Genomic DNA, 24230 nt, shown 5'->3' on the forward strand with positions numbered 1-24230 from the left:
GTCTCAAGCTGCCTGTTTTGCAGTGACGAACGCCGCAAGGCTCGCCACGTTGGTGAAATGGTTGCGGGTGTCCTTGGCGTCGGCGTCGATCTTGATGCCGTACTTTTTCTGAATCGCCAGGCCGAGCTCCAGAGCGTCGACGGAGTCCAGGCCCAGGCCTTCGCCGAACAGTGTCTGGTCGTCGCCGATGTCCTCTGCGCTGATGTCTTCGAGGCCCAGGGCGTCGATGATCAGCTCTTTGATGTCACGGTTTAGATCGCTCATCTTCGGCGAGCTCCTTGATAAAGAATTGGTGCAAATAGTCATTGAGCTTGCGCGAGGCCTGCGGGGCAGGTCCCTGCGCGGCAAAAGTCTGTGGGTCTATATCGGCCCCGACGCGAAAACTGAAGTGCACGCGGCGACTGGGGATGCGATACCAGGGTTCGGCCTTGGTCAGGGTGGTCGGACTGACCTGGATGACCACCGGGGTGACGATTTTCGCACCGCGCAGTGCAATGGCCGCTGCGCCCCGATGAAAGGCTGGCGCCTGACCCGGTTGGGTGCGGGTGCCTTCGGGAAAAATGATCAGGGTCTGGCCGCTTTGCAGCGCGTTGGCGGCGGCATCGAGCATGTCCATGCTGCCGTCGTTGCTGATGTATTCGGTGCTGCGCAGCGGGCCACGGGTGAAGGGGTTTTCCCACAGGCTTTTCTTCACCACGCAGTTGGCCCGACGCACCAGGCCGATCAGGAACACCACATCGATCAGCGACGGGTGATTGGCGATGATCATCTGCCCCGGACGGCCCAGACGTTCGGCGCCCTGGATGTCGTAGGTCAGCACGCCGGTACGGGCCATGAACCGAACGAAAAACCAGAACAGCCGGCTGACGGTCTGGCGCGCCCGCTCGCGATGCGCAATGGCGTCGCCCGGCAGGCAACCGAGCAATGGGAATACCAGCAGGCGCAGGCACAGGCCACCGAGCCCGAACAGGGCGAAGCTGGTGGCGGTGGCCAGCAGACGCCAGTAATAGGCATCGCGGTTTTTTCCGATTACAGGTTGCGTTGCCAGGTCCATAGACGAGTCTTCCAGGCATGTTGGCAATGGGGTTGCTGACCGAGCAGGGTTCGCAGCAGATTCAGTGCATGGGGCCACTGCGGTTTTGACACTGCTTGCGGGGCGCTGTTCAGGGTCAGCCGCCAGTCGGTACCGGGGGTGAGCAACAGCCCGACCGCATAGGGAAACGGAACGTCGTCGACCCACGTCGAATAGGCTTCGGGCGGTTGTTCCTCGGTGATCACCAGCAAAACTGCCGGGGCGCCTTCGTTGAGCAATGTGGCGGCTTCGAGCATGCCGTGTTCGAGGCCGTCGCCGGCCGCGGCGAGGGCGGTCATTTCGCTGGTTTCGCCGCGCATGATCGACCACAGGCCGATGATCGCGTTGTGCACCGACAGGCTGAACTGGGTCGGCGACAGCGGCTGTTCGTTAGCCAGATCGCTGAGGATTTCAAAGGTGCGCGGGGTTTCGCCATGCCGGGAGACAAAGACCAGCGGCAGATTTTCCCGACCGTCGGCCAGCGGCCAGCCGACGCTGAACGCCATCCGCGCCAGACGGCTGAGACGACGGCGCTGCATGGCCGGCAGAAACGACACATCGGGTGCGGCATCGCTGCTTTCGAGCACGACCGGTTGTCGGCTCCAGGCCTGCCAGGCTTCCACGCTGTCGAGCCCGGGAGCCCAGGCGCGCCATTGGGCGATGTTGAAGTTGATCACGGACATTTATCCCGCCCCTGCGGGCCGATTTGACGCGGTTTCGCCAACGTCGCCGCTGAGCTGATTTAGCCTGAAATGGCATGGCGCGTGGCGCCGGGTGGCGCGCATTATCCCGGTGCGACGAGTGTGTAGCAAATGCTGGTTACATTTTGCGCAGTGAAATGGACCGAATGGTACGCAGCAGAAAACTGTCACTTGGCCATTATCCAGATTGTCGGGTGTCTGTCTGTCGGGCGAATCGGCGATCAACGGGTGTCTTTGCCCCGTATTCATTGGGATATTGGCGCCTGACTCTGTAGTCCGTATCCATCGAGGTAGCGAACCGGCACCGGGCACCACTACACTCGGTCATTCTTTGATACACGGAGGTTTTGTCATGCGGCGCGTGGTGTTCAATCAGAAAGGTGGCGTGGGCAAATCCAGCATTGCCTGCAATCTGGCGGCGGTGAGCGCCAGCGAGGGTTATCGCACGCTGTTGGTGGACCTCGATGCCCAAGCCAACTCCACTCAGTATCTGACCGGGCTCACGGGTGATGACATTCCGATGGGCATTGCCGACTTCTTCAAGCAGACCCTGTCTTCCGGGCCGTTCTCGAAAAAGAATCAGGCGGATATCTACGAAACGCCGTTCGACAACCTGCACATCATCACCGCCACCGCCGAACTGGCCGACTTGCAACCCAAGCTCGAGGCCAAACACAAGATCAACAAGCTGCGAAAGCTGCTCGACGAATTGTCGGAAGATTACGACCGGATCTATCTGGATACGCCGCCGGCGCTGAATTTCTATGCGGTCTCGGCACTGATTGCCGCCGATCGGGTACTGATTCCCTTTGACTGCGACAGCTTCTCGCGTCAGGCCCTCTACGGTCTGATCGCCGAGATCGACGAGTTGAAGGAAGACCACAACGAAGGCCTGGAAGTCGAAGGCATTGTGGTCAACCAGTTCCAGGCCCGGGCCAGCCTGCCGCAGCAGATCCTCGACGAACTGATCGCCGAGGGCCTGCCGGTATTGCCGGTCTACCTCGCCAGCTCAGTGCGCATGCGCGAATCGCATCAGGCCAGTATGCCGCTGATCCATCTCGACCCGCGGCACAAGCTGACGCAGCAGTTCGTGGAACTGCACAACCTGCTCGAAGACGCCTGAAGCCTTGTCAGATGCCCTGGCTGCGCAGCCAGGCCATCAACTGCGGCAACGGGAAGGCCCCGCTCTGACGGGCCACTTCCCGGCCGTTGCGCAACAGAATCAGGCTCGGAATCGAACGAATCCCCAACTGCGCCGACAACTGCTGATTGGCCTCGCTGTCCAGCTTGGCCAGCCGGCACTTGCCTGCCAGCTGCGCAGCCGCCTGCTCGAACACCGGCGCAAACGACTTGCACGGCCCGCACCAGTCCGCCCACACGTCCACCAGCAACGGCAGATCGCCCTTGATCTGACTGGCGTAATCGCCTTGCTTGAGTTCAAACGGCTTGTTCAACAGCACTTCGGACTTGCAGCGGCCGCACTTCGGATGATCGTTGAGGCGCTCGGCGGGGATGCGGTTGAGGCCGTTGCAGGAGGGGCAGGGGATGAGGAGTGGGTCGGTCATGATCAGCTCAATGAATAAAACGGGATCGTACGACTGATCTGGAGCCGTACGGATCGATTATCAAGGTGCAGTCGTTCCCGCTTACGACGAACAACTGATCTCCAGATGCTTGCCCCACTCCGGCGGCCGTTCCGCATAGCTTTCCATTCCAGGCTGTTCCTCGAATGGATTGCTCAACACCGCATGCAGCCGCCGTACCTCGGAGTAGTCACCCTGCTCGGCCGCATCAATCGCCTTCTGCGCCAGATAATTGCGCAGGATGTACAGCGGGTTCACCGCATGCATCCGCGCACGGCGCTGTTCCTGATCGGTCGCGCCGTCGCGTGCGACACGGGCGACATAACGCTCGCCCCAGGCATCGAAACCTTTGATATCGACGAAGTCATCGCGCAGGCGAGCGACGGCCCGCTCGGCTGACTCTTCGCCCAGGCGGCGGAAGAACAGCGTGTAGTCGACGCCGCTGTTCTGCATCAGTTGCAGCAGTTGCTCCAGCAACTGCTGGTCGTCGTCCTCGGCGGTGATGAAGCCGAAACGGCGGCGCATCAGGTCGAGGTAGTGCGCCTGGAACAGTGGCAGGTACAGGCCGAGCGTTTCGCGCAGGGCTTCGACGCTGATGAACGGCGTCAGGGCCTGGGCCAGGGCGCTGAGGTTCCACTGGCCGACCGGCACCTGATTGCTGAAGGAGTAGCGCCCCTGATCATCGGAGTGGTTGCAGATGAAGTTCGCGTCGAAATCGTCGAGGAAGGCGAATGGACCGAAGTCGAAGGTAATGCCGAGGATCGACATGTTGTCGGTGTTCATCACCCCGTGGCAAAAACCGTAGGCCTGCCATTTGGCGATCAATTCGGCGTTGCGCTCGACGATCTCGCGGAACATCGCCAGATACGGTTCCGGCTGTTCCAGGCATTCGGGGTAGTGCATCGCCAGCACGTGCTCGCCGAGCTGCTTCTGCTGTTCGGGACGCTTGGTGTAATAGAAATATTCGAAATGGCCGAAGCGAATGTGGCTCGGCGCCAGGCGCAGCACCATCGCGGCGCGCTCCTGTTTCTCACGCCAGACCGGAGTGTCGGAGCCGATCACGCAGGCGGCGCGTGACGAGGGGATATTCAGCGCATACAGCGCTTCGGAGGCGAGAAATTCACGAATCGAGGAGCGCAGCACTGCGCGACCATCGCCCATGCGCGAGAACGGCGTCTGCCCGGCGCCCTTCAAATGCAAGTCCCAGTGCTCGCCGGCTTCGTTATAGACCTCGCCCAGCAATAGCCCACGACCATCGCCCAGTTGCGGCGTATACCCGCCGAATTGATGCCCGGAATAAACCATCGCCCGTGGCTCGGCATCGGCCCACAACTTGTGGCCGCCGAACAATTCAGCGAATTCCCGGGTGTCAGCCGCCGCCGGTTGCAGATCCAGCAGCGCGAGGGCCGCCGGGCTGGCGACCACCAGTCGCGGATTGTCGATCGGTTCGGGCAGCACATGGGCCGAGAACGCGTCGCCCAGGCGGGCGAAGCGGTTGTCGAAGGTCAGTTCGTCGAGGGCTTTCAAGGGCCGGCTCCAGCAGAATGTCCGAGCATTCTGCTGGGATTAGTCCGGTTAGTCGAGTTTGGCGGGCGGCGGCTCTTGCAGCGGTTTTTGCTCGTCGCTGACCGGGACGATGGTTTTGGTTTCCGGCTCGATCGGCACCATCTTGTATTCCTGGCCGTGCAGGTTCTTCAGGTACACCTCCATCTGCCGGAACGAGATGTTGATGTGCTGCTTCTTGAACTCACGGTTGATGAAGCGGTTGACCTCGTCGAGCACCGGGTTGCGGTCACCGAGGTCGCGCACATGCATGCGCAGTTCATGATCGAGAGTGCTTTCGCCGAAGTTGAGGAAGTACACGTGCGGCTCGGGTTCCTTGAGCACGCGCGGGTTTTCCCGGGCGGCCTTGAGCAGCAGTTCCTTGACCAGATCCAGATCCGAACCGTAATCCACGCCGAGTTTGAGGGTCACCCGGGTGATGGTGTCGGTCAGCGACCAGTTGATCAGTTGCCCGGTGATGAACGTCTTGTTCGGGACAATGATGTCCTTGCGGTCGAAGTCGGTGATGGTCGTGGCGCGGATGCGGATCTTGCTCACCGTGCCCGACAGGTTGCCGATAGTGATGGTGTCGCCGATCCGCACCGGGCGCTCGAACAGGATCATGATGCCGGAGATGAAGTTCGCGAAGATCTCCTGCATGCCGAAACCGAGGCCCACAGAGAGCGCCGCCACCAGCCACTGCAACTTGTCCCAGCTCACGCCGAGTGTCGACAGGGTCGAGACGAAACCGACCCCGGCGATCACGTACGACAGCAGCGTCGTGGTCGCGTAGGCACTGCCCTGGGCCAGATTGAGTTTCGACAGTACGAACACTTCCAGCAGGCCCGGCAAGTTGCGGGCGAGCGCAAAGGTAATGCCGATGATGATCAGCGCGCCGAGCATGTCGCCGATGCTGATCGGCACCATGCTCATGTTGGCGCCGGTGCCGCTGGTGTATTCGTAGAGGGTGATGTTGTCGAGGTACGAGAACACGGTGATCAGGTCGGCCCAGACCCAGTACAGCGCGGCGATGAAACCGCCGAGCAGGGCCAGGCGGATCAGGCGCAGGGACTGTTCGTTGACCTTCTCGATGTCCAGGGTTGGCTCTTCGATCACCGCTTCGCCATCGCCGGCTTCCTTCGCAGCCTGACGTTTGGCCAGGGCGCGCTGGTAAGCCAGGCGGCGGGCCGCGACCGCCAGACCACGGACGAAAGTGGCCTCGATCACCAGCCAGAACATCAGCAGATACAGCGTGTTGATCAAACGGTCGCTGAGCTTCAGCGCGGTGTAGTAGTAGCCGAAGCACACAGCGACGAACAGCGCGATAGGCAGCAGGGTGAACATCACGCCTACGGCCTTGCGGAACAGCGAAGCGTTTTCGTGGGTCGGGCTGCTGATCAGCAGGCGGCTGAGCAGCCATGCCATCAGGGCGTAGCAGGTCAGCACCACCGGCATGCCGATGACATCGTCGGCCAGCGCCGCCGGTTGCAACTCGGCAACCGCCACCACCGCCACCAGTGCCATGACCACCAGTCCGAGGCGACGGACCCAGCCTTGCAGGAATTCGACCTGCGGCTTTTCCCAGCGGAAGTGCAATTCGGCCACGCCACCCGGCGCGAGGATCCGGTAAGCGGTGTAGAACACCAGCCATGCCTGGGCCATTTGCAGCAGCGCCGCGCCCATGTTGGCGTTCTGCCCGCGGGCGTCGATCTGCAACGCCAGCCCGCACAGGGCCAGGCCCAGCGCCACCGGCATCGCCAGCAAAATATTGATCAGAATCGCCTGCGGCGTGTGCCACTGGCTGTCACGTTTGAAGTGACCGATGTCCTGGTGAACCTTGTTCAGGCGCGAATACAACTGCTTGCGGCGCCACAGCAACGCGCCGATCAGCAGCGCCAGCGGCAGGAACAACAGCGGTCGCTGGGTCAGGCCGTCGGTCAGTTCACTGAAGCTTGAGGCCAGTGGCAAGGTGTCGATCTGACGCTTGAGGCGTTCCGGCACGCCGCGCATCCATTCGGCGTCCAGTGGCTTGTTGCTCGGAATCCAGAACATCTGCTCGTCGAGCGTCGCACGCAGGCTCTGCGCGGTGCTCAGCAGTTGTTTCTGGTTCAGTTGCAGGGTGATCGACTCGTTGAGCATCGCGCTCAATTCGCGGTTCAGACGCTCCAGCAGGTCGGCGCGGGTGTTGGCCAGTTCCAGCAGGCTTTTGCGCAGTTGCGGCGTGACTTGCTCCGGCGGCTGGGTGGACAGCAGGTTGTCGACGTAAGCCGTCGGGTTGCTCAGCAGTTCTCGCTGCTGGCTGACTTCGAACTGATACAGACGAATATCGGCGATCTGGTCCGCCAGGTCGCGATCGACCTTGAGGCGTGGCAGGGCCTGTTTCTGTTTATAGAGAATCTTCGACAGCAGCAGGCTGCCCTTGAGCACGTTGATCTGCTCGTCGAGGGCCGAATCGCTCTGGGTCACGCTGTCCAGTTGCTGTTTGGTCTGCAGGTTCTGCTGGGTGACTTCGTTGAGGCGGTCGGTGCTCTTGAGCAGATAGTCGGAGAGCTTGAGGTTGGCCGCGCTTTCGGTGGCGAGCAGGGTGCTGCTGCCGGACTTCTGCGCCTCGATCGATTGCTGGGTCACGGTCTCTTGAGACAGGGCCAGACGCTTCTGGTTGATCAGGGTTTGCAGTTCCTGGATCTCGCGGTCCAGGCGGTCGGATTTCTCCGAGAGCAGGTCATGCTGACTGTTGCCCAGATCCTGCAACTGGTTGTTGCCGGCCAGTTCCTGCCGACGCAGCGGGATCAGCGCGTTCAGGGCGGCCAGCTCGGCGTTGAGCTGGTCGCGTTGCTCGGCGCTCAGGGGCTTGCCGCCGTCCTTGCCGGTCTTGAGGATGTTGTTGATCTGCTGGATGCGCGTCTGGCTGCTGGAGATCTCGGCCTGGGCGCGCTCGGGGCGGGTCTGGGCGGTGATGATCAGGCTGTTGGCTTCGGCCAGGGCCTTTTGCAGATCGCTTTGCTGGGTCGAGCGCTCGGTGAGCATCTGCTCCAGCTGCTGGATGTTTTCCTTGGGGAAGCGCTGCGCCACCGGCACCACGGCGCTGGCCTTGAGGCGGGTCAGTTCGCGGGTGTTCTCGATGGTTTGCTTCGGTGCCGAGGCCAGTTGCTGCTTGAGATCGATCAGCTTCTGCTCGTAGTCACGCCGGTTATTGAGCTGGTTCAGCGTGTTTTGCAGGACCGTTTGCAGGGTCTTTTTATCGGCGTCGGGCAGTTTGCTGTCGGCGATCTTGTCCAGACTGGCCTGCACGGCTTCGCTGGACGGCGGTTCGGCGGCTTGCAGCGGGCCGACAGTAAGACTCAGGCCCAGCAGGGCCGCGACGAAAAAGGAGCGCAGGGTAGGCATAGAGACCGGTCAAGCAAGTTGGAGTGGACGCAGTTTAGAGGAAGAGCCCGGGGCCTGGGCGACTTCCTTCGGGGAATCTGACGCCCACTTTGCCGATCTTGTTCCCGTCCATGACCGCAACCGTCCAGTGGGTGTTGTTCCATTCCACCTGGTCGCCAACGATCGGTGCACCGCCGACTTTCTGAGCAATGAAGTGGCCCAGAGTCATGTCCGGGTCGATGCCTTCGGCGGGCAGGCCGTACAGGGCGGCAACCGCTTTGAGCTGCGCGTCTCCTTCAAGTACGAAGTCGCCGAAGAAGCGCAGATCGAGGCCGCGTTGCGGCGCCTGGCTGAACAGTTTTCCGAGGGCCGGAAGGTTGTGTTCATGGCCGATAACACACAGCAAATCATCGACTTCCAGCACCGTACTACCCGACGGATGGAGCAGTTGCTGGCCGCGAAACAGGGCTGCGATACGGGTGCCTTCGGGCATTTTCAGTTCGCGCAGGGGCGAACCGATGCACCATTTTTCCGCGCCGAGCTTGTAGACGAACAGTTCCCACTCGCTGGTGACGTGTACTTCGAGGGCGGCGCGGGAGATTGGTGCCGGCTCCGGCGGTACTGTCACCTTGAGCAGCTTGGCCACCCACGGCAGGCTCGTGCCCTGCACCAGCAGCGACACCAGCACGATGAAGAAGGCGAGGTTGAAGTACAGCTGCGCATTCGGCAGCCCGGCCATCAGCGGGAACACCGCCAGAATGATCGGCACCGCGCCACGCAGGCCGACCCAGGAAATGAAGGCTTTTTCGCGGCCATGGAAGGCCTTGAACGGCAGCAGCCCGACTACCACCGACAGCGGCCGTGCGAACAGGATCATCCACAGCGCCAGGCCCAGGGCAGGCAAGGCGATCGGCAGCAGATCGTGCGGAGTGACCAGCAAACCCAGCACCAGAAACATGCCGATCTGCGCCAGCCACGCCATGCCGTCGAGCATGTGCAGGATGCCGTGACGGCTGCGCACCGGGCGGTTGCCGATCACCAGGCCGCACAGGTACACGGCGAGGAAGCCGCTGCCGTGCAGGGCGTTGGTCAGGGCGAACACCACCAGACCGCCGGCGATCACCAGAATCGGATACAGGCCGGCAGCCAGATTGATCCGGTTGACCAGTTGCAGCATCAGCCAGCCGCCGCCGAGGCCGATCACGCCACCGATGCCGAACTCGCGGATCAGGTGGGTCAGCAGGCTCCAGTGCAGGCCGGTCTGGCCGCTGGCGAGCATGTCGATCAGGGTCACGGTGAGGAACACTGCCATCGGGTCGTTGCTGCCGGACTCGATTTCCAGACTGGCGGTCACCCGCTCGTTCAGGCCCTTGCCGCCGAGCAGCGAGAACACCGCCGCGGCGTCTGTGGAACCGACGATGGCGCCGATCAGCAGGCCTTGGATCAGATTAAGGTCGAACAGCCACGCGGCGGCCATGCCGGTGAGGCCGGTGGTTATAAGGACGCCGACCGTGGCCAGCGACAAGGCCGGCCACAGGGCCACGCGGAAACTCGACACCCGGGTGCGCAAGCCGCCGTCGAGCAGGATCACTGCCAGTGCGAGGTTGCCGACCAGATAGGCCGTCGGGTAGTTATCGAAAATGATGCCGCCGCCATCGACCCCGGCAGTCATGCCGACTGCAAGGATGATCACCAGAATCGGGATGCCGAGACGGGAGGAAAGGGAGCTGACAAGAATGCTTGCGCCTACCAGCAACGCGCCGATCAAGAACAGGCTGTTGATGGTCGTCGCATTCAAAGGCAGTACTCCAGAAGCGGAAAGACGGGCACAAACTGACCATGCAGTCTGCGTGCCAGCGATTCTAACCTGTTGAAATGTGATGCTGTCAAAAAGGTTTTGTACCAGAGGAGGCGATCGTTCCCACGTCGAGGCGTCGAACCGTCCGCGTGGGAATGCTTCAATGGACAGCTCTGCGTCCGCTTCTGGGACGCGGAGCGTCCCGGGCTGCATTCCCACGCAGAGCGTGGGAACGATCAACGCGGAGGGCGACTGTATTCCCACGCAGACGGTTCGACGTGGGAACGATCGATGCAGAGGCTTAGAGGCTAAACCGCCCAACCATATTGTTCAGATCCAGCGCCAGACGCGACAGTTCGTTACTCGCCGCACTGGTCTGATTCGCGCCGGTCGCCGATTGCACCGACAGATCGCGGATGTTCACCAGGTTGCGATCCACTTCCCGCGCCACTTGCGCCTGTTCTTCGGCGGCGCTGGCGATCACCAGATTGCGCTCGTTGATTTCCACGATGGCGGTGTTGATGGTGTCCAGCGACAGGCCGGCGCCACGGGCGATGTTCAGGGTCGACTCGGCGCGCTCGGTGCTGTTGCGCATCGAATCCACCGCGTGTTCGGTGCCGCTCTGGATGCTGCCGATCATGCGCTCGATTTCACTGGTCGACTGCTGGGTGCGATGCGCCAGGGCCCGCACTTCGTCAGCCACCACGGCAAAACCACGACCGGCCTCACCGGCACGGGCCGCTTCAATCGCAGCGTTGAGTGCCAGCAGGTTGGTCTGGTCGGCCAGGCCGCGAATCACGTCCAGCACCTTGCCGATATCGCGTGATTCGTTGGCCAGATCGCCGATCAGGGTCGCAGTGCTCTGCACGTCGGCGCTCATGCGTTCGATGGCGCTGACGGTTTCCTGCACCAGATCGCGGCCGTCGCCGGCGGAGGTGGTGGCATTCTTCGAAGCTTCGGACGTGCTGACGGCGTTGCGCGCGACCTCTTCAACAGCGCTGGTCATTTCGTTGACCGCCGTGGCAGCCTGCTCGATTTCGTTGTTCTGCTGGGTCAGGCCACGGGCGCTTTCGTCGGTGACGCTGTTCAGCTCTTCGGCGGCGGACGCCAGTTGCGTAGCCGAGCCGGAAATCCGCTGCAGGGTATCGCGCAGTTTCGACTGCATCTTGGCCATGGCCGCCAGCAGGCGTCCGGCTTCGTCGCTGCCATCCACATGGATCGGCTGGGTCAGGTTGCCTTCGGCGATGGTTTCCGCGGCATCCAGTGCCTTGGCGATCGGCTTGGTGATGCTGACGGTCAGCAGCCAGGCGAACAGCAAGGTCAGGCCGGTGGCAATCACCAGCAGCGTCACCACCAGATTGAACGACATCGAATACTGATCAGTGGCGCCCTGATTGGTCTCGGCGATCTGTTGGGTGTTGATCTCCAGCAAACGCGCGAGGGCGGTATTCACCGCTTCGGAGTTGGCGAGCAAATCGGTGTTGAGCATCTGACGCAATTCGTCGACCTGATTGTTGCGCGACAGAGTCTTCATGCGGTCTTCGAGTTGACGGTACTGCGCCAGCAATTGCACGTACTGATCGTAAGCCGCGCGTTCTTGCGGGCCTTCGATCAGCGGCTCGTAGGCGCGTTGCGCGTCGGCGATCTGCCGGTTGCGCAAATCGAACAGCTCGATGGTTTTTTGCTGGACGTCCGGCTCACGGTTGATCAGCAACCGATACGACAGCACGCGCAGGCGCAGGGTCAACTGGGTGAATTCGTCCAGGGCCTTGATCGAAGGCACGCTGGCGGTGGCGATGTCTTCGCCTGCTGCGCGGATCTTGCTCATCTGGTTCAGGGCGAATATGCCGAGAATCAGCATCAGGCCGCCGATCAGGGCAAAACCGGTGAACGCCCGGGGGGCGATGTTCATATTGCGAAGGGACATGGAGGCGGATACCAAAGAAGGGCCGCATCCGTGCGGGCTGAGACTGCTGTTGGGTGACTTATCGGTCATACGACTAAAGTCTTGAGTCGGTGTGCGTATTTGTCGCATCCGCACGCAAGCGACGAAGTGCAGGAACCAGATCGGCAGATCACAGTCTCTAAGACTCGCGAGAACGGTCGAGCCGCCAGGAAAATCAAGGCCTTGCGCCGGTTTAATCCTGGCATCCACGACGACTTTTCTTTATCGTACGCGCCCTTTGAAAAACGCTTGGAATATCAAAATGTTGGAAGCATCCCTCAGCCAATTGGAACAGCTCGTCAGCGATCTGGTGCAACAGAACCAGACCCTGTCGGAAACCAACCAGACCCTGTCCACGGAACTGGCCCGGGCCAAGGATGAAAACGAAAGCCTGCAACTGAGCCTGATGGAACAGGAAGAAAAGCACGGCGCCACCGCCGCACGCATCCAGGCCCTGGTTGATCGCGTCAACGCCGGTCCTGTCAGCGCATGAACCACGGCACAGTAGGGGTAAAAGTCATCTCCATCATGGGGGAGGACTATTCGATCAAGGCACCGGCCGGGGAAGAACAGACCCTGCTGGACGCCGCCTTGATGCTCAAGGCCGCACTGGCCGACACCAAGCGCAAATACCCGACTCTGATCGGCGACCGCCTGCTGGTGCTGGCGGCGATGAATCTGTGTTCGCAGCAGATTGAAATGAAGAAGCAGCATCAGGAAGAACTCGAGCGTTACCAAGAGCAAGTCAGCGCCACGGTCGAGACCATCGCCAAGACCATCAATCAGGGTTGATGGGGTTGCGCACAATCAAAGAATAAGATTGTCGATTGAGCTGTATACAATCGGCACGGCTGTTGCAGTGTTTCAGCCTCTTATTCTTTGGGGTGCTCCATGCAGTTCTGGCGTCGCAGTATTCAATGGCAGCTGATCCTCGGCATGGGCACCGCTCTGCTGGTCAGCATCTTGATCGTGGTTGGCATTTATACCCTGGTGGTCAACCGCCTCGCCCAGAGCTATCTGGTCGAACAGGCGTTGCCGTCGAGCATCGAAGCGACGCGCAACGACATCGAACGTATCCTCGTTCAACCCCTCACCGCCGCCAAAGACATCGCCAGCAACACCATGGTCCGCGACTGGCTGGCCAATGGTGAAGACTCCGGCAAAACGGCCGGCTTCGCGCAGTATCTGGAAGGTATCCGCGCCGAACACAAGGCTTTCACGGCGCTGATCATTGGCACCGAATCCAATCACTACATCACCGAAAAAGGTCTGGATCGCACCCTCAGTCGCGACAAGCCGGCCGATGCGTGGTTCTACTCGTTTCTCGACAGCAACCAGCCTCGAACTCTCAACATCGACAACGACGGAGCTACCGGAGAGCTGGCGCTGTTCATCGACTTGAAGGTGGAGCAGGCCGGCAAAGTGGTCGGCGTTGCGGGGCTCGGGCTGAGCATGAAAGAGCTGTCCGAGTTGATCCACAACTTCAGTTTCGGCGAACGCGGCAAGGTCTATCTCGTGCGTTCCGACGGTTTGATTCAGGTTCATCCCGAGGCACAGTTCAGCGGCAAACGCACCCTCACGGAGCAGATCGGCGCCAATGCGGCGCAAGCGGTCATGGGCCACAAAGTAGCGACCAACAGCAGCTTCCAGCGCGATGGCGAAGACTTCCTCGCCTTCAGCCTGCCTTTGCGCGACCTCGGCTGGACCCTGGTGGCCGAAGTGCCACAGTCGCAGATCTACGCCGAAGCCCGCCGGGCGATGTGGATGAGCAGCGGTATCGGTCTGGCCGTGGCGGTTGTTTGTCTGGCGCTGGTGATCTGGCTGGCCCAGGGATTGGTGCGACCGATTCGTCAGGTAACAGCGGCACTGGTAGCAATCGGTAGCGGTGGTGGAGATTTGACTCACCGGTTAGATTCCAGCCGCGCCGATGAACTGGGCGACCTCGCTCGGGGCTTCAACCGTTTCCTCGACAGCCAGCGCGGGATGATCGGCGAAGTGTTGACCACCAGCGAGCGTCTGCGCGTTGCCGTCGGCCAGGTGGCCAGGGTTGTGGATAACACCGCCGAACGCTCGGGTCGCCAGCAGGAAATGACCGATATGGTCGCCACCGCCGTCCACGAAATGGGCCTGACCGTGCAGGAGATCGCCCAGAATGCCGGTAACGCGGCGCTCGCCTCGCAAACCGCCCGCGATGAAGCGATGCAGGCGCGGGAAGTGGTCGGCGGGTCGATTCGCCATATAGAAAGCATGTCCGATGAAATCGGCGTTGCTGCCGGCGCGGTAGGTGAACTGGCGCATCAGGTGGCGTCGATCGATCAGGTGCTGGCGGTGATTCGCGGGGTGTCCGAGCAGACCAATCTGTTGGCGTTGAACGCGGCGATCGAGGCGGCGCGGGCCGGCGATATGGGGCGTGGTTTTGCGGTGGTGGCAGATGAAGTGCGGACGCTGGCGCGCCGCACTCAGGCGTCTACCGACGAGATTCAGCAGATGATCGGCAGCCTCAAGCAGGGGGCGGAGAATGCGGTGTCATCGATGCGCACCGGCCAGGCCGCGACGGGCACCGGCGTTGAATCGAGTCAGCGTACCGGGGTTTCACTGACCGCGATTACCGGGCAGGTCGAGCGTATCAGCGACATGAACCATCAAGTCGCGACGGCGACAGAGGAGCAGTCGGCGGTGACCGAAGAGATCAACCGCAATGTGCAGGGGATTTCCGATCTGGCGCGGGCCACGGCGGGCGAGGTTCGCGCTTGTCGTGAGGATTGTCAGATGTTGCAGCGGTTGGCGGATGATCTGGCGCGGCAGATGGGTGGGTTCAAGCTGAGCTGACTGATCGTTCCCTGTCGAGGCACTGATCGTTCCCACGCTCCGCGTGGGAATGCAGCCCGGGACGCTCCGCGTCCCCTCAAGATCGTGACGCAGAGCGTCAGAGTAGGCATTCCCACGCAGACGGTTCGACGCCTCGACGTGGGAATGATCATGGTGAGGGGTTAGAACCATGCATCCTGCATTGCCAGGCACGTGTCATCCCGGGTCTCCAGCAACGTCAGCTCATGCTGACACCCCGGCACTTCCCACGTCAGGAAATACCGCGCCGCCTGCAACTTGCCGTTATAGAAGTCGGCATCCGCCGCATTGCCCTTGGCCAACCCTTCCTCGGCGCGAAGCGCCTGCTCCAGCCAGCGCCAGCCAATCACCGCATGCCCGAACACCTTCAGGTACAACGCCGAGTTCGCCAGGCTGCTGTTGACCTTGCCCTGGGCCAGGTCGGTAAGCAGACCAATGGTCACGCTCTGTAGGCGCGCCACCAGTTTCTCCAAAGGCTCACGCAGTGCGGTCAACGATCCATACGCCGTCGCGCGTTCGGCGGTGTCGGCGATCAGGCGCATCAGTTGCTTGAGTCCGGCGCCACCGTTCTGCGCCAGTTTGCGTCCCAGCAAGTCGAGCGACTGAATGCCGTGGGTGCCTTCGTGGATCGGGTTCAGGCGGTTGTCGCGGTAGTACTGCTCCACCGGGTATTCGCGGGTGTAACCGTGGCCGCCGAGAATCTGGATCGCCAGTTCGTTGGCTTTCAGGCAGAACTCCGACGGCCAGGATTTGACAATCGGCGTCAGCAAATCCAAAAGCTCGTGAGCCTGTTTGCGCTCGGCTTCGGTTTCCAGCGTGGTGGTGTCATCGAACAGTCGCGCCGCATACAGGCCGAGATCGAACGCACCTTCGACGTAGGATTTTTGCGTCAGCAGCATGCGTCTGACATCCGCGTGCTGAATGATCGCCACCGGCGCCGTCGTCGGGTCCTTGCTGTCCGGTACCCGGCCTTGCGGACGTTCGCGAGCGTATTCCAGCGAGTACAGATAACCGGCATAACCGAGCATCACCGCGCCCATGCCGACGCCGATCCGCGCCTCGTTCATCATCTGGAACATGTAGCTCAAACCGTGATGCGGCTTGCCAACCAGATAGCCGACGCATTCGCCGTTATCGCCGAAGTTCAGCGCAGTCGAGGTCGTTCCGCGCCAACCCATCTTGTGAAACAGCCCGGCCAGCAGCACGTCGTTGCGCTTGCCGAGGCTGCCGTCATCGTTGACCAGGAATTTGGGCACGATAAACAGCGAAATCCCCTTCACCCCGGCCGGCGCATCCGGCAGCTTGGCCAGCACCATGTGCACGATGTTTTCCGAGAGCGGGTGATCGCCGCCGGAAATGAAGATCTTGTTGCCCTTGAGTCGATAAGTTCCGTCGGACGCCGGCTCGGCACGGGTACGAATATCCGACAGCGACGAGCCTGCATGGGGTTCGGTCAGGGCCATGGTGCCGAAGAAGCGGCCGTCGATCATCGGTTGCAGGAAGCGCTGCTTCTGCTCTTCGGTGCCGAAACTTTCGATCAGGTTGGCCGCGCCCATGGTCAGGAACGGATAGGAGGTCGAAGCGGCGTTGGCCGACTGAAAGTGAGCGAAGCAGGCCTGGGACAGCAATGTAGGCAGTTGCATGCCGCCGGCGTCGAAACTGCGCGCGGCGTTGAGGAATCCGGCTTCGAGGAAGGCATCCACCGCCGGTTTCACCTCGGGAATCAGAATCGCCTGACCGTTCTCGTAGCGCGGCTCGTTCTCATCGCCCTTGCGGTTGTGCGGTGCGAAGTACTTCTCGGCGATGTTGCGCGCCGTGCCGATGGCGGCATCAAAGGTTTCGCGGTTGTGCTCGGCAAACCGCTCACGCCGGGTCAGGCCCTCGGCATCGAGGACTTCGTACAGCTCGAAAGCCAGATTGCGGGAACTGAGCAGCGTCTCGGACATGGCGGCCTACCTTTTTTGGAATGGGCCGAGTCTAGGCGTGCGAATAAAGACTGAACAGGAAGATTGATGACGGTGATGGAGAGGCCAAAAAAATGGGCGCCGGTGAGGGCGCCCATTTCTATATTGGTGTGCGATCGTTCCCACGCTCTGCGTGGGAATGCAGCCCGGGACGCTCCGCGTCCCATCGGTGCCAGACTTGAAATTGGCAGCGCGGCTGGAACGCGGAGCGTCCCTTGAGGCATTCCCACGCGGAGCGTGGGAACGATCGCGCGAGGATTAGCCGATGGTCATCAGGCTGGCGTTACCACCCGCTGCCGCGGTGTTGACGCTCAGCGCACGCTCGATCACCAGACGCTCCAGCGCAATGTTGGTCTCGCCCTGGGACAGGCCCTGAACCCCGACGATGGCGCCGGCACGCTTGGCGATCTGCTGGCAGACCGCCCGCAACTGGTCGGAGTGGCCGTGATGCAGAACCGCATCGAACACCACATCGTCCTTGTTCCAGTCGGAAACCAGTTTGATCCGCGCCTGAATCTCCTTCGGCAGGCGTGCGAACAATGCCTTGCTGGTGTCGGATTCCGGCCAGACAGCCGAACCACCCACCGCCAGTACCGCCGCGAGTTGAGTCAGCAGATCACCTTCGATGTCCGCCAGGCACAGCACGTGTTCGCGCGGCAGGATCGCGTAGCTGTTCTTTTCGCCGGTCGGGCCGGCCAGCACGCGGGTGATACCGCTTTGCGACTGCGCTGCGTACTGCACGCACAGGGTGCTCAGGTCGGCGAACTTGTTGCTGTCGGCCCAGGCTTTCAGGGCAGTCAGCGGTTTGCTCATGGCGTCACGCAGACGAACGTCCGGCGCCACGGCAGCATCACCGCGAGCGAAGGATTGTTCGATGGCGTCGGTAGGACGCGTCGACAGCAGACGGTACAGGTACAGCGGGCCACCGGCTTTCGGGCCGGTACCCGACAAGCCTTCGCCACCGAACGGCTGGACGCCGACCACGGCACCCACAATGTTGCGGTTGACGTAGACGTTACCGGCGTTGACGTTGTCGATCACCTTGGCGATGGTCTCGTCGATGCGGGTATGCACGCCGAGGGTCAGGCCGTAGCCGGAGGCGTTGATCTGGGCGATCAACTGGTCGATCTCTTTACGCTTGTAGCGCACCACGTGCAGCACCGGGCCGAAGATCTCGCGCTGCAGCTCGTCGAAGCTTTCCAGCTCGATCAGGGTCGGCATGACGAAGGTGCCGCGTTTGACTTCCTCGGCATCGGCGATGGCCACCTGGTACACGTTGCGACCTTTGTCGCGCATGCTCTGGATGTGCTTCTCGATGCCAGCCTTGGCTTCGGCGTCGATCACCGGGCCGATGTCCACCGACAGACGCTCCGGGTTGCCGAGACGGCTTTCAGCCATCGCACCTTTAAGCATTTCGATGACGCGATCAGCGGAATCTTCCTGCAAGCACAGGACACGCAGGGCCGAGCAACGCTGACCGGCGCTGTCGAAGGCCGACGACACCACATCGATCACTACTTGTTCGGTAAGAGCCGAAGAGTCGACGATCATCGCGTTCTGGCCGCCGGTTTCGGCGATCAGCGGGATCGGACGGCCCTGGTTGTCGAGGCGGCCGGCAATGTTGCGTTGCAGCAGGCGCGCGACTTCGGTGGAACCGGTGAACATCACGCCCTTGACGCGCTCGTCACCCACCAGACCGGCGCCGACGGTTTCACCGCGACCCGGCAGCAGTTGCAGCACGCCTTCCGGAATCCCGGCTTCGAGCAGCAGGCGCACGGCTTGTGCGGCGACCAGTGGAGTCTGTTCGGCCGGTTTGGCCAGCACCGGGTTACCGGCAGCCAGTGCGGCAGCAACCTGACCGCTGAAGATCGCCAGCGGGAAGTTCCACGGGCTGATGCAGACCACCGGGCCCAGTGGGCGGTGGGCGTCGTTGCTGAAATCGTTGCGTGCCTGCACCGCGTAATAACGCAGGAAGTCGACGGCTTCGCGGACCTCGGCGATGGCGTTGGCGAAGGTCTTGCCGGCTTCGCGGGCCAGCAGGCCCATCAGCGGCTGGATCTCGCCTTCCATGAGGTCAGCGGCGCGTTCCAGAATCGCGGCGCGTTCGGCCGGCGGGGTCGCCTGCCAGATCGGTGCGGCGTTCAGGGCGCATTGAATGGCGTTGTCGACGTCTTCGACCGTGGCTTCCTGCACATGGCCGACCACGTCACGCAGATCGGACGGGTTCAGGACGGGAACCGGCGCTTCGTTGCTGGAGGCGCAACCGAGCATCGGCGCGGCTTTCCAGTCGTTGTGCGCGGTGGCCAGCAGGGCACAGGACAGCGATGCCAGACGATGTTCGTTGGCCATGTCGATGCCGCTGGAATTGGCGCGCTCGGAACCATACAGGTCACGCGGCAGCGGAATGCGCGGATGCGGCAGGCCGAAACCACCTTCCACGGTTGCCATCTGCTCGATCTGCGCAACCGGGTCGGCCACCAGTTCCTGAATCGAAATCGACTGGTCGGCGATGCGGTTGACGAACGAGGTGTTGGCGCCGTTTTCCAGCAGACGACGTACGAGGTACGCCAGCAGGGTTTCGTGGGTACCGACCGGAGCGTACACGCGGCACGGACGGTTCAGCTTGCCTTCGGAAACTTTGCCTACAACCTGCTCGTACAAAGGTTCGCCCATGCCGTGCAGGCACTGGAATTCGTACTGGCCCGGGTAATAGTTCTGACCGGCAATGTGATAAATCGCCGACAGCGTGTGGGCGTTGTGCGTGGCGAACTGCGGGTAGATGACTTCCGGTACCGACAGCAGTTTGCGGGCGCAGGCGATGTAGGAAACGTCGGTGTACACCTTGCGGGTGTAGACCGGATAGCCTTCCAGGCCTTCGACCTGGGCGCGCTTGATTTCGCTGTCCCAGTACGCGCCTTTCACCAGACGGATCATCAGACGATGACGGCTGCGGCGAGCCAGGTCGATCACGTAGTCGATCACATACGGGCAGCGTTTCTGATAGGCCTGGATCACGAAACCGATGCCGTTCCAGCCAGTCAGTTGCGGCTCGAAGCACAGGCGCTCAAGCAGATCCAGCGACAGCTCCAGGCGGTCGGCTTCTTCGGCGTCGATGTTCAGGCCGATGTCGTATTGCTTGGCCAGCAGGGTCAGCGACAGCAGGCGCGGATACAGCTCGTCCATCACGCGCTCGTACTGGGCGCGGCTGTAACGCGGGTGCAGGGCCGACAGTTTGATCGAGATGCCCGGACCTTCATAAATCCCACGGCCGTGGGACGCTTTGCCGATCGAGTGAATGGCTTGTTCGTACGAGGCCAGGTACTTCTGGGCGTCGTGTTCGGTCAGCGCCGCTTCACCGAGCATGTCGTAGGAATAACGGAAACCCTTGGCTTCGAACTTGCTCGCGTTGGCCAGGGCTTCGGCGATGGTTTCGCCAGTGACGAACTGCTCGCCCATCAGGCGCATGGCCATGTCGACGCCCTTGCGGATCATCGGCTCGCCGCTCTTGCCGATGATGCGGCTCAGGGATGAAGTCAGGCCGGCTTCGTTGTGGGTGGAGACCAGTTTGCCGGTCAGCAGCAGGCCCCAGGTCGCCGCGTTGACGAACAGCGACGGGCTGTTGCCCAGGTGCGGCTGCCAGTTGCCGGTGCTGATCTTGTCGCGGATCAGCGCATCGCGAGTGCCCTTGTCCGGGATACGCAGCAGCGCTTCGGCCAGGCACATCAGCGCCACGCCTTCTTGGGACGACAGGGAAAATTCCTGCAGCAGGCCCTGAACAATGCCTGCACGACCACCGGCACTCTTCTGGTTACGCAGTTTTTCCGCAATGGTTGCAGCGAGTTTGTTGGTGGCTTCGGCCATCGGTGCCGGCAGGCGAGCCTGCTCGATCAGCATCGGCACCACTTCCGGCTCGGGGCGACGGTAAGCGGCGGTGATCGAGGCGCGCAGCACCGATTGCGGCAGGATGCTTTCGGCGAATTCGAGGAAGCATTGGTGAGCGTGATCGGTGTGGACTTCGCCCGCGTCGTCGGCGTCCTTGGCGGTCAAACCGTTCAGCTCGGTCAGGGTTGCACCACCCTCGAGTTTTTCCAGGTAATTGAAAATTGCCTGCTTGATCAGCCAGTGCGGTGTGCGATCAATCGAGGTTGCGGCAGCCTTCAGGCGCTCGCGGGTCGGGTCGTCAAGTTTGACCCCAAGGGTGGTGGTAGCCATATTTTTATCCTCATAGGTGCCGCAGTTGCGCGACAACAGCTGGCGGCAAGATTAGCCGCGAGCCGAAAGAGGTGCAACCGGGTGCAACCCTTTTTTGTCGGAATATTCTGCAACTCGTCAGGAAATAATTTCTGGTACGAAAGTGCTGCTCCTGCTTGGTGCTTTTGCTTCTAGAAAAGCGCTGTGACTGCGTTAAAAGGGAGCAAAAAGCGACTTTCGCAGGATAAATCCGACTGAGTGCAACTTATTCTCCAGAAACTGGTTGCACCTATTTTACTTTGTTGCATAGGATTCGCGCCCAAGGTGCAACCGGGGAAACCCTGCGCACCGGCCAATGGCTTTCCTGGGGAAACATTGGTCCTAAATGCGTGGCCGTGCGAATCGTCTGTCAGACGTCAGTCTGCAAACGGTGCAACCGCCGCCGCTACATAAAAACAAAGCCAGGGCACGTACGTAATGAGCGCAAGCAATCCAACCCTGATCACGTTCGTGATCTACATCGCAGCAATGGTGCTGATCGGCTTCATGGCCTATCGCTCCACCAACAACCTTTCCGATTACATTCTGGGCGGCCGCAGCCTGGGCAGTGTGGTGACGGCATTGTCCGCCGGCGCTTCCGACATGAGCGGCTGGTTGCTGATGGGCCTGCCGGGCGCCATCTACATGTCCGGCCTGTCCGAAAGCTGGATCGCCATCGGCCTGATCGTCGGTGCCTACCTGAACTGGCTGTTCGTCGCCGGTCGTCTGCGTGTTCAAACCGAACACAACGGCGATGCGCTGACCCTGCCGGACTATTTCTCCAGCCGTTTCGAAGACAAGAGCGGTCTGCTGCGGATCATTTCCGCAGTCGTGATTCTGGTGTTCTTCACCATCTACTGCGCTTCCGGCATCGTGGCCGGCGCCCGCCTGTTCGAAAGCACCTTCGGCATGTCCTACGAGACGGCGCTGTGGGCCGGTGCTGCGGCGACAATTGCCTACACCTTCGTCGGCGGTTTCCTCGCGGTCAGCTGGACCGACACCGTGCAAGCCACCCTGATGATCTTCGCGCTGCTGCTGACCCCGATCATCGTGCTGCTGGCTACCGGTGGCGTGGATACCACGTTCCTGGCCATCGAGGCGCAGGACCCGAGCAACTTCGACATGCTCAAGGGCACCACTTTCATCGGCATCATCTCGCTGATGGGTTGGGGTCTGGGCTACTTCGGCCAGCCGCACATCCTGGCGCGCTTCATGGCCGCTGATTCGGTGAAATCCATCGCCAACGCCCGTCGCATCTCCATGACCTGGATGATCCTGTGCCTGGGCGGCACCGTGGCCGTGGGCTTCTTCGGTATCGCTTACTTCTCGGCGCACCCGGAAGTGGCGGGTCCAGTGACCGAAAACCACGAGCGCGTATTCATCGAACTGGCGAAAATCCTGTTCAACCCGTGGGTTGCGGGCGTGCTGTTGTCGGCGATTCTCGCGGCAGTGATGAGTACCCTGAGCTGCCAGTTGCTGGTGTGTTCCAGCGCCTTGACCGAAGACTTCTACAAGGCTTTCCTGCGCAAGAGCGCTTCCCAGGTTGAACTGGTGTGGGTCGGTCGTGCGATGGTGCTGCTGGTCGCCCTGGTCGCCATCGCTCTGGCCGCCAATCCGGAAAACCGCGTGCTGGGTCTGGTGTCCTATGCCTGGGCCGGCTTCGGTGCAGCCTTCGGCCCGGTAGTGCTGATCTCGGTGATCTGGAAAAAGATGACCCGAAACGGCGCACTGGCCGGCATTCTGGTCGGCGCGATCACCGTAATCGTGTGGAAGCATTTCGAACTGTTGGGTCTGTACGAAATCATCCCGGGCTTCATCTTCGCCAGCCTGGCAATCTACCTGGTCAGCCTGATGGGCCAGCCGAGCGTTGGCATGGTTCAGCGCTTTGAAGCGGCCGAGAAGGATTTCCATCTGAACAAGTGATGGGAATGAGCTGAAGCTCACAAAAAAACGGCCCGTTTCCTGCCAGGAAACGGGCCGTTTTTTATTGTCTGCAAGTTCTTTGAAAACACCGAGAGCCCTGTGGGAGATTCTATGGTTTAGGGGAAACCCTCAACTTGCTTTCGGCTGGTATTCGCTCTGCCCCTTTAGTAGTGCGAATACGACCCGAGCAAGTTTACGGGCCAGAATCACCAGTGCCTGAGTGGTGCTGAACCCTTTAGCTCGTTGCTCTTCATAAAAACCTTTCCAGGTCGCTGTTCGGCTGGCCGACATGGCTGCATTGTGCAAAAGTCGGCGCGCCTCCGGATCACCTCGTTTTGTCAGACTGCGACGACCGTCCTTCTGCCCCGACTGTGAAACCCGTAAGTCCATCCCCAAAAAAGCGATGAATGCGTCAGCGTTTTTAAACTCGCCCCGTTGAAACGCCGCGATCAGGCGAGCTCCAGTCAAAAAGCCTATGCCTTCAACTTTCATGCAGCGCCTTAGATGGACAAGTAAACCGGCCTCTTTAAGGAGGTCGTTGATCATCTTCTCGACCAGCACTTCAAGCCTCTGCATTGAGGCTATTTGCTCGGCAAAAGCGGCTTTGAGCAGCGGCTCATTTGCCCAGCTCTGTACCAGGCCAACTCGTGCCTGAACCAGCGCGGCGCGCCGGCGGAAAAGGCTCAAGAGCTGACGATACAGCGGCGATGGTGGAGTCCATGGGTGAAGCTCTTCATATTCGTTTTTCAGATAACGGGCGAGCAGCTTTGCATCCAGCGCGTCGGTTTTGGCGCGAACCTTCACACCTTTGCGGTAGTGGCTTAGTTCATAGCCACCGACCATGTAAATCGTGCAGCCGGCATCATGGGCCAGATCGGCGAATTCCAAGTGATAGATATTGGTCGACTCAATTGCTATGTCGACCGGTGCCGGCAAGGTTTTCAGCCATTTCTTGATGGCTGGCTTGTTATTGGGAAGCGTTTCCAGCAGATCCAGTTCGGTCTGGTAGATCACCAGCTCATCTTTGGCGACATCCACGCCCACGATTGGCTTGGAAACAGAAACCGACATTGCCATTGAACACCCCCCGAGATATGGTTTTGAGCACTTGAAGGGCTCACCCAGAGGCGCAGGCTTGTTCCTATCGTCGGTCTAGCCAGATGCATTCTTTATCGGCGCTTGGGTGAAAGGAGGAGGGGAGAAATCTCCCACGGATCTGTACTGCGCCAACAGTCAGAATCGAGCCTTGTCCCTCCTCC

Annotated in this window: 16 protein-coding genes and 2 pseudogenes; 6 read left to right on the forward strand and 12 right to left on the reverse strand. The window is 61.1% G+C overall.

Going from position 1 to position 24230, the window contains the following annotated elements; genetic code table 11:
- Positions 1 to 3: 3 nt before the first annotated feature.
- The 3 genes from I5961_RS02230 to I5961_RS02240 are packed head-to-tail and all read right to left on the reverse strand — an operon-like array spanning position 4 to position 1755.
- A complete protein-coding gene (locus I5961_RS02230) occupies positions 4 to 264 on the reverse strand; it encodes a phosphopantetheine-binding protein (protein WP_085701087.1) in 261 nt (86 codons plus the stop codon).
- Complete coding sequence (locus tag I5961_RS02235) at positions 245 to 1054, reverse strand: lysophospholipid acyltransferase family protein (RefSeq protein WP_085704983.1); 810 nt, start codon at positions 1052 to 1054, stop codon at positions 245 to 247. Before I5961_RS02235 ends, I5961_RS02230 begins: the two co-directional genes overlap by 20 nt.
- On the reverse strand, positions 1030 to 1755 hold the full coding sequence (locus I5961_RS02240) for a beta-ketoacyl synthase chain length factor (protein WP_085704985.1): 726 nt from the start codon (positions 1753 to 1755) through the stop codon (positions 1030 to 1032). The genes I5961_RS02235 and I5961_RS02240 overlap by 25 nt, the downstream gene beginning before the upstream one ends.
- A gap of 370 nt (positions 1756 to 2125) precedes the next feature.
- Between I5961_RS02240 and I5961_RS02245 the strand changes: the two genes are divergently transcribed.
- Complete coding sequence (locus I5961_RS02245; protein ID WP_064382864.1) at positions 2126 to 2896, forward strand: ParA family protein; 771 nt, start codon at positions 2126 to 2128, stop codon at positions 2894 to 2896.
- A gap of 7 nt (positions 2897 to 2903) precedes the next feature.
- Here the strand turns inward: I5961_RS02245 and trxC are convergent, their stop codons facing one another.
- The 6 genes and pseudogenes from trxC to I5961_RS28750 form a co-directional block, all read right to left on the reverse strand.
- Positions 2904 to 3338 (reverse strand): thioredoxin TrxC, encoded by a 435-nt coding sequence (trxC, locus tag I5961_RS02250; RefSeq protein ID WP_011332109.1) that lies wholly within the window; start codon positions 3336 to 3338, stop codon positions 2904 to 2906.
- An 81-nt stretch (positions 3339 to 3419) separates the two neighbouring features.
- Entirely contained in the window at positions 3420 to 4883 is a 1464-nt protein-coding gene (gene selO / locus I5961_RS02255) for a protein adenylyltransferase SelO (RefSeq protein WP_227234206.1), read from the reverse strand.
- Between the two features lie 48 nt (positions 4884 to 4931).
- Complete coding sequence (mscK, locus tag I5961_RS02260) at positions 4932 to 8285, reverse strand: mechanosensitive channel MscK (RefSeq protein ID WP_085701082.1); 3354 nt, start codon at positions 8283 to 8285, stop codon at positions 4932 to 4934.
- A 34-nt stretch (positions 8286 to 8319) separates the two neighbouring features.
- A complete protein-coding gene (locus tag I5961_RS02265) occupies positions 8320 to 10062 on the reverse strand; it encodes a potassium/proton antiporter (protein ID WP_085701081.1) in 1743 nt (580 codons plus the stop codon).
- A gap of 301 nt (positions 10063 to 10363) precedes the next feature.
- A complete protein-coding gene (locus tag I5961_RS28745) occupies positions 10364 to 11236 on the reverse strand; it encodes a methyl-accepting chemotaxis protein (RefSeq protein WP_371850982.1) in 873 nt (290 codons plus the stop codon).
- Positions 11219 to 12097, reverse strand: a pseudogene (locus I5961_RS28750) (MCP four helix bundle domain-containing protein); the annotation flags it as partial. The gene I5961_RS28745 and the pseudogene I5961_RS28750, both read right to left, overlap by 18 nt.
- Before the next feature lie 172 nt (positions 12098 to 12269).
- Between I5961_RS28750 and I5961_RS02275 the strand changes: the two are divergent.
- From I5961_RS02275 to I5961_RS28760, 4 genes and pseudogenes are all read left to right on the forward strand, one after another.
- Positions 12270 to 12500, forward strand: coding sequence for a hypothetical protein (locus tag I5961_RS02275; protein ID WP_085685455.1), 231 nt, complete (start codon positions 12270 to 12272; stop codon positions 12498 to 12500).
- Entirely contained in the window at positions 12497 to 12799 is a 303-nt protein-coding gene (locus tag I5961_RS02280; RefSeq protein ID WP_227234209.1) for a cell division protein ZapA, read from the forward strand. The genes I5961_RS02275 and I5961_RS02280 overlap by 4 nt, the downstream gene beginning before the upstream one ends.
- Before the next feature lie 144 nt (positions 12800 to 12943).
- Positions 12944 to 13969, forward strand: a pseudogene (locus tag I5961_RS28755) (cache domain-containing sensor histidine kinase); the annotation flags it as partial.
- Between the two features lie 135 nt (positions 13970 to 14104).
- The gene (locus I5961_RS28760) at positions 14105 to 14836 is read left to right on the forward strand and encodes a methyl-accepting chemotaxis protein (protein ID WP_413541594.1); all 732 of its coding nucleotides are present in this window, start codon (positions 14105 to 14107) and stop codon (positions 14834 to 14836) included.
- Positions 14837 to 14997: 161 nt separating this feature from the next.
- Here the strand turns inward: I5961_RS28760 and I5961_RS02290 are convergent, their stop codons facing one another.
- Together I5961_RS02290 and putA are read right to left on the reverse strand one after the other, a co-directional pair.
- Positions 14998 to 16800, reverse strand: a complete 1803-nt coding sequence (locus I5961_RS02290; protein ID WP_227234212.1) for an acyl-CoA dehydrogenase — start codon at positions 16798 to 16800, stop codon at positions 14998 to 15000.
- Positions 16801 to 17076: 276 nt separating this feature from the next.
- A complete protein-coding gene (gene putA / locus I5961_RS02295) occupies positions 17077 to 21030 on the reverse strand; it encodes a trifunctional transcriptional regulator/proline dehydrogenase/L-glutamate gamma-semialdehyde dehydrogenase (protein WP_085685356.1) in 3954 nt (1317 codons plus the stop codon).
- A gap of 456 nt (positions 21031 to 21486) precedes the next feature.
- Here putA and putP point away from each other — a divergent pair, with 456 nt between their 5' ends.
- Positions 21487 to 22971: a sodium/proline symporter PutP gene (putP, locus tag I5961_RS02300; protein ID WP_085701076.1), complete on the forward strand. Its 1485-nt coding sequence runs from the start codon at positions 21487 to 21489 to the stop codon at positions 22969 to 22971.
- 129 nt (positions 22972 to 23100) lie between these two features.
- Here putP and I5961_RS02305 read toward each other — a convergent pair whose 3' ends face one another.
- A complete protein-coding gene (locus tag I5961_RS02305; RefSeq protein ID WP_227234178.1) occupies positions 23101 to 24048 on the reverse strand; it encodes an IS110 family transposase in 948 nt (315 codons plus the stop codon).
- Positions 24049 to 24230: the final 182 nt, after the last annotated feature.

This window comes from Pseudomonas sp. IAC-BECa141, assembly GCF_020544405.1.
GTDB lineage: Bacteria > Pseudomonadota > Gammaproteobacteria > Pseudomonadales > Pseudomonadaceae > Aquipseudomonas.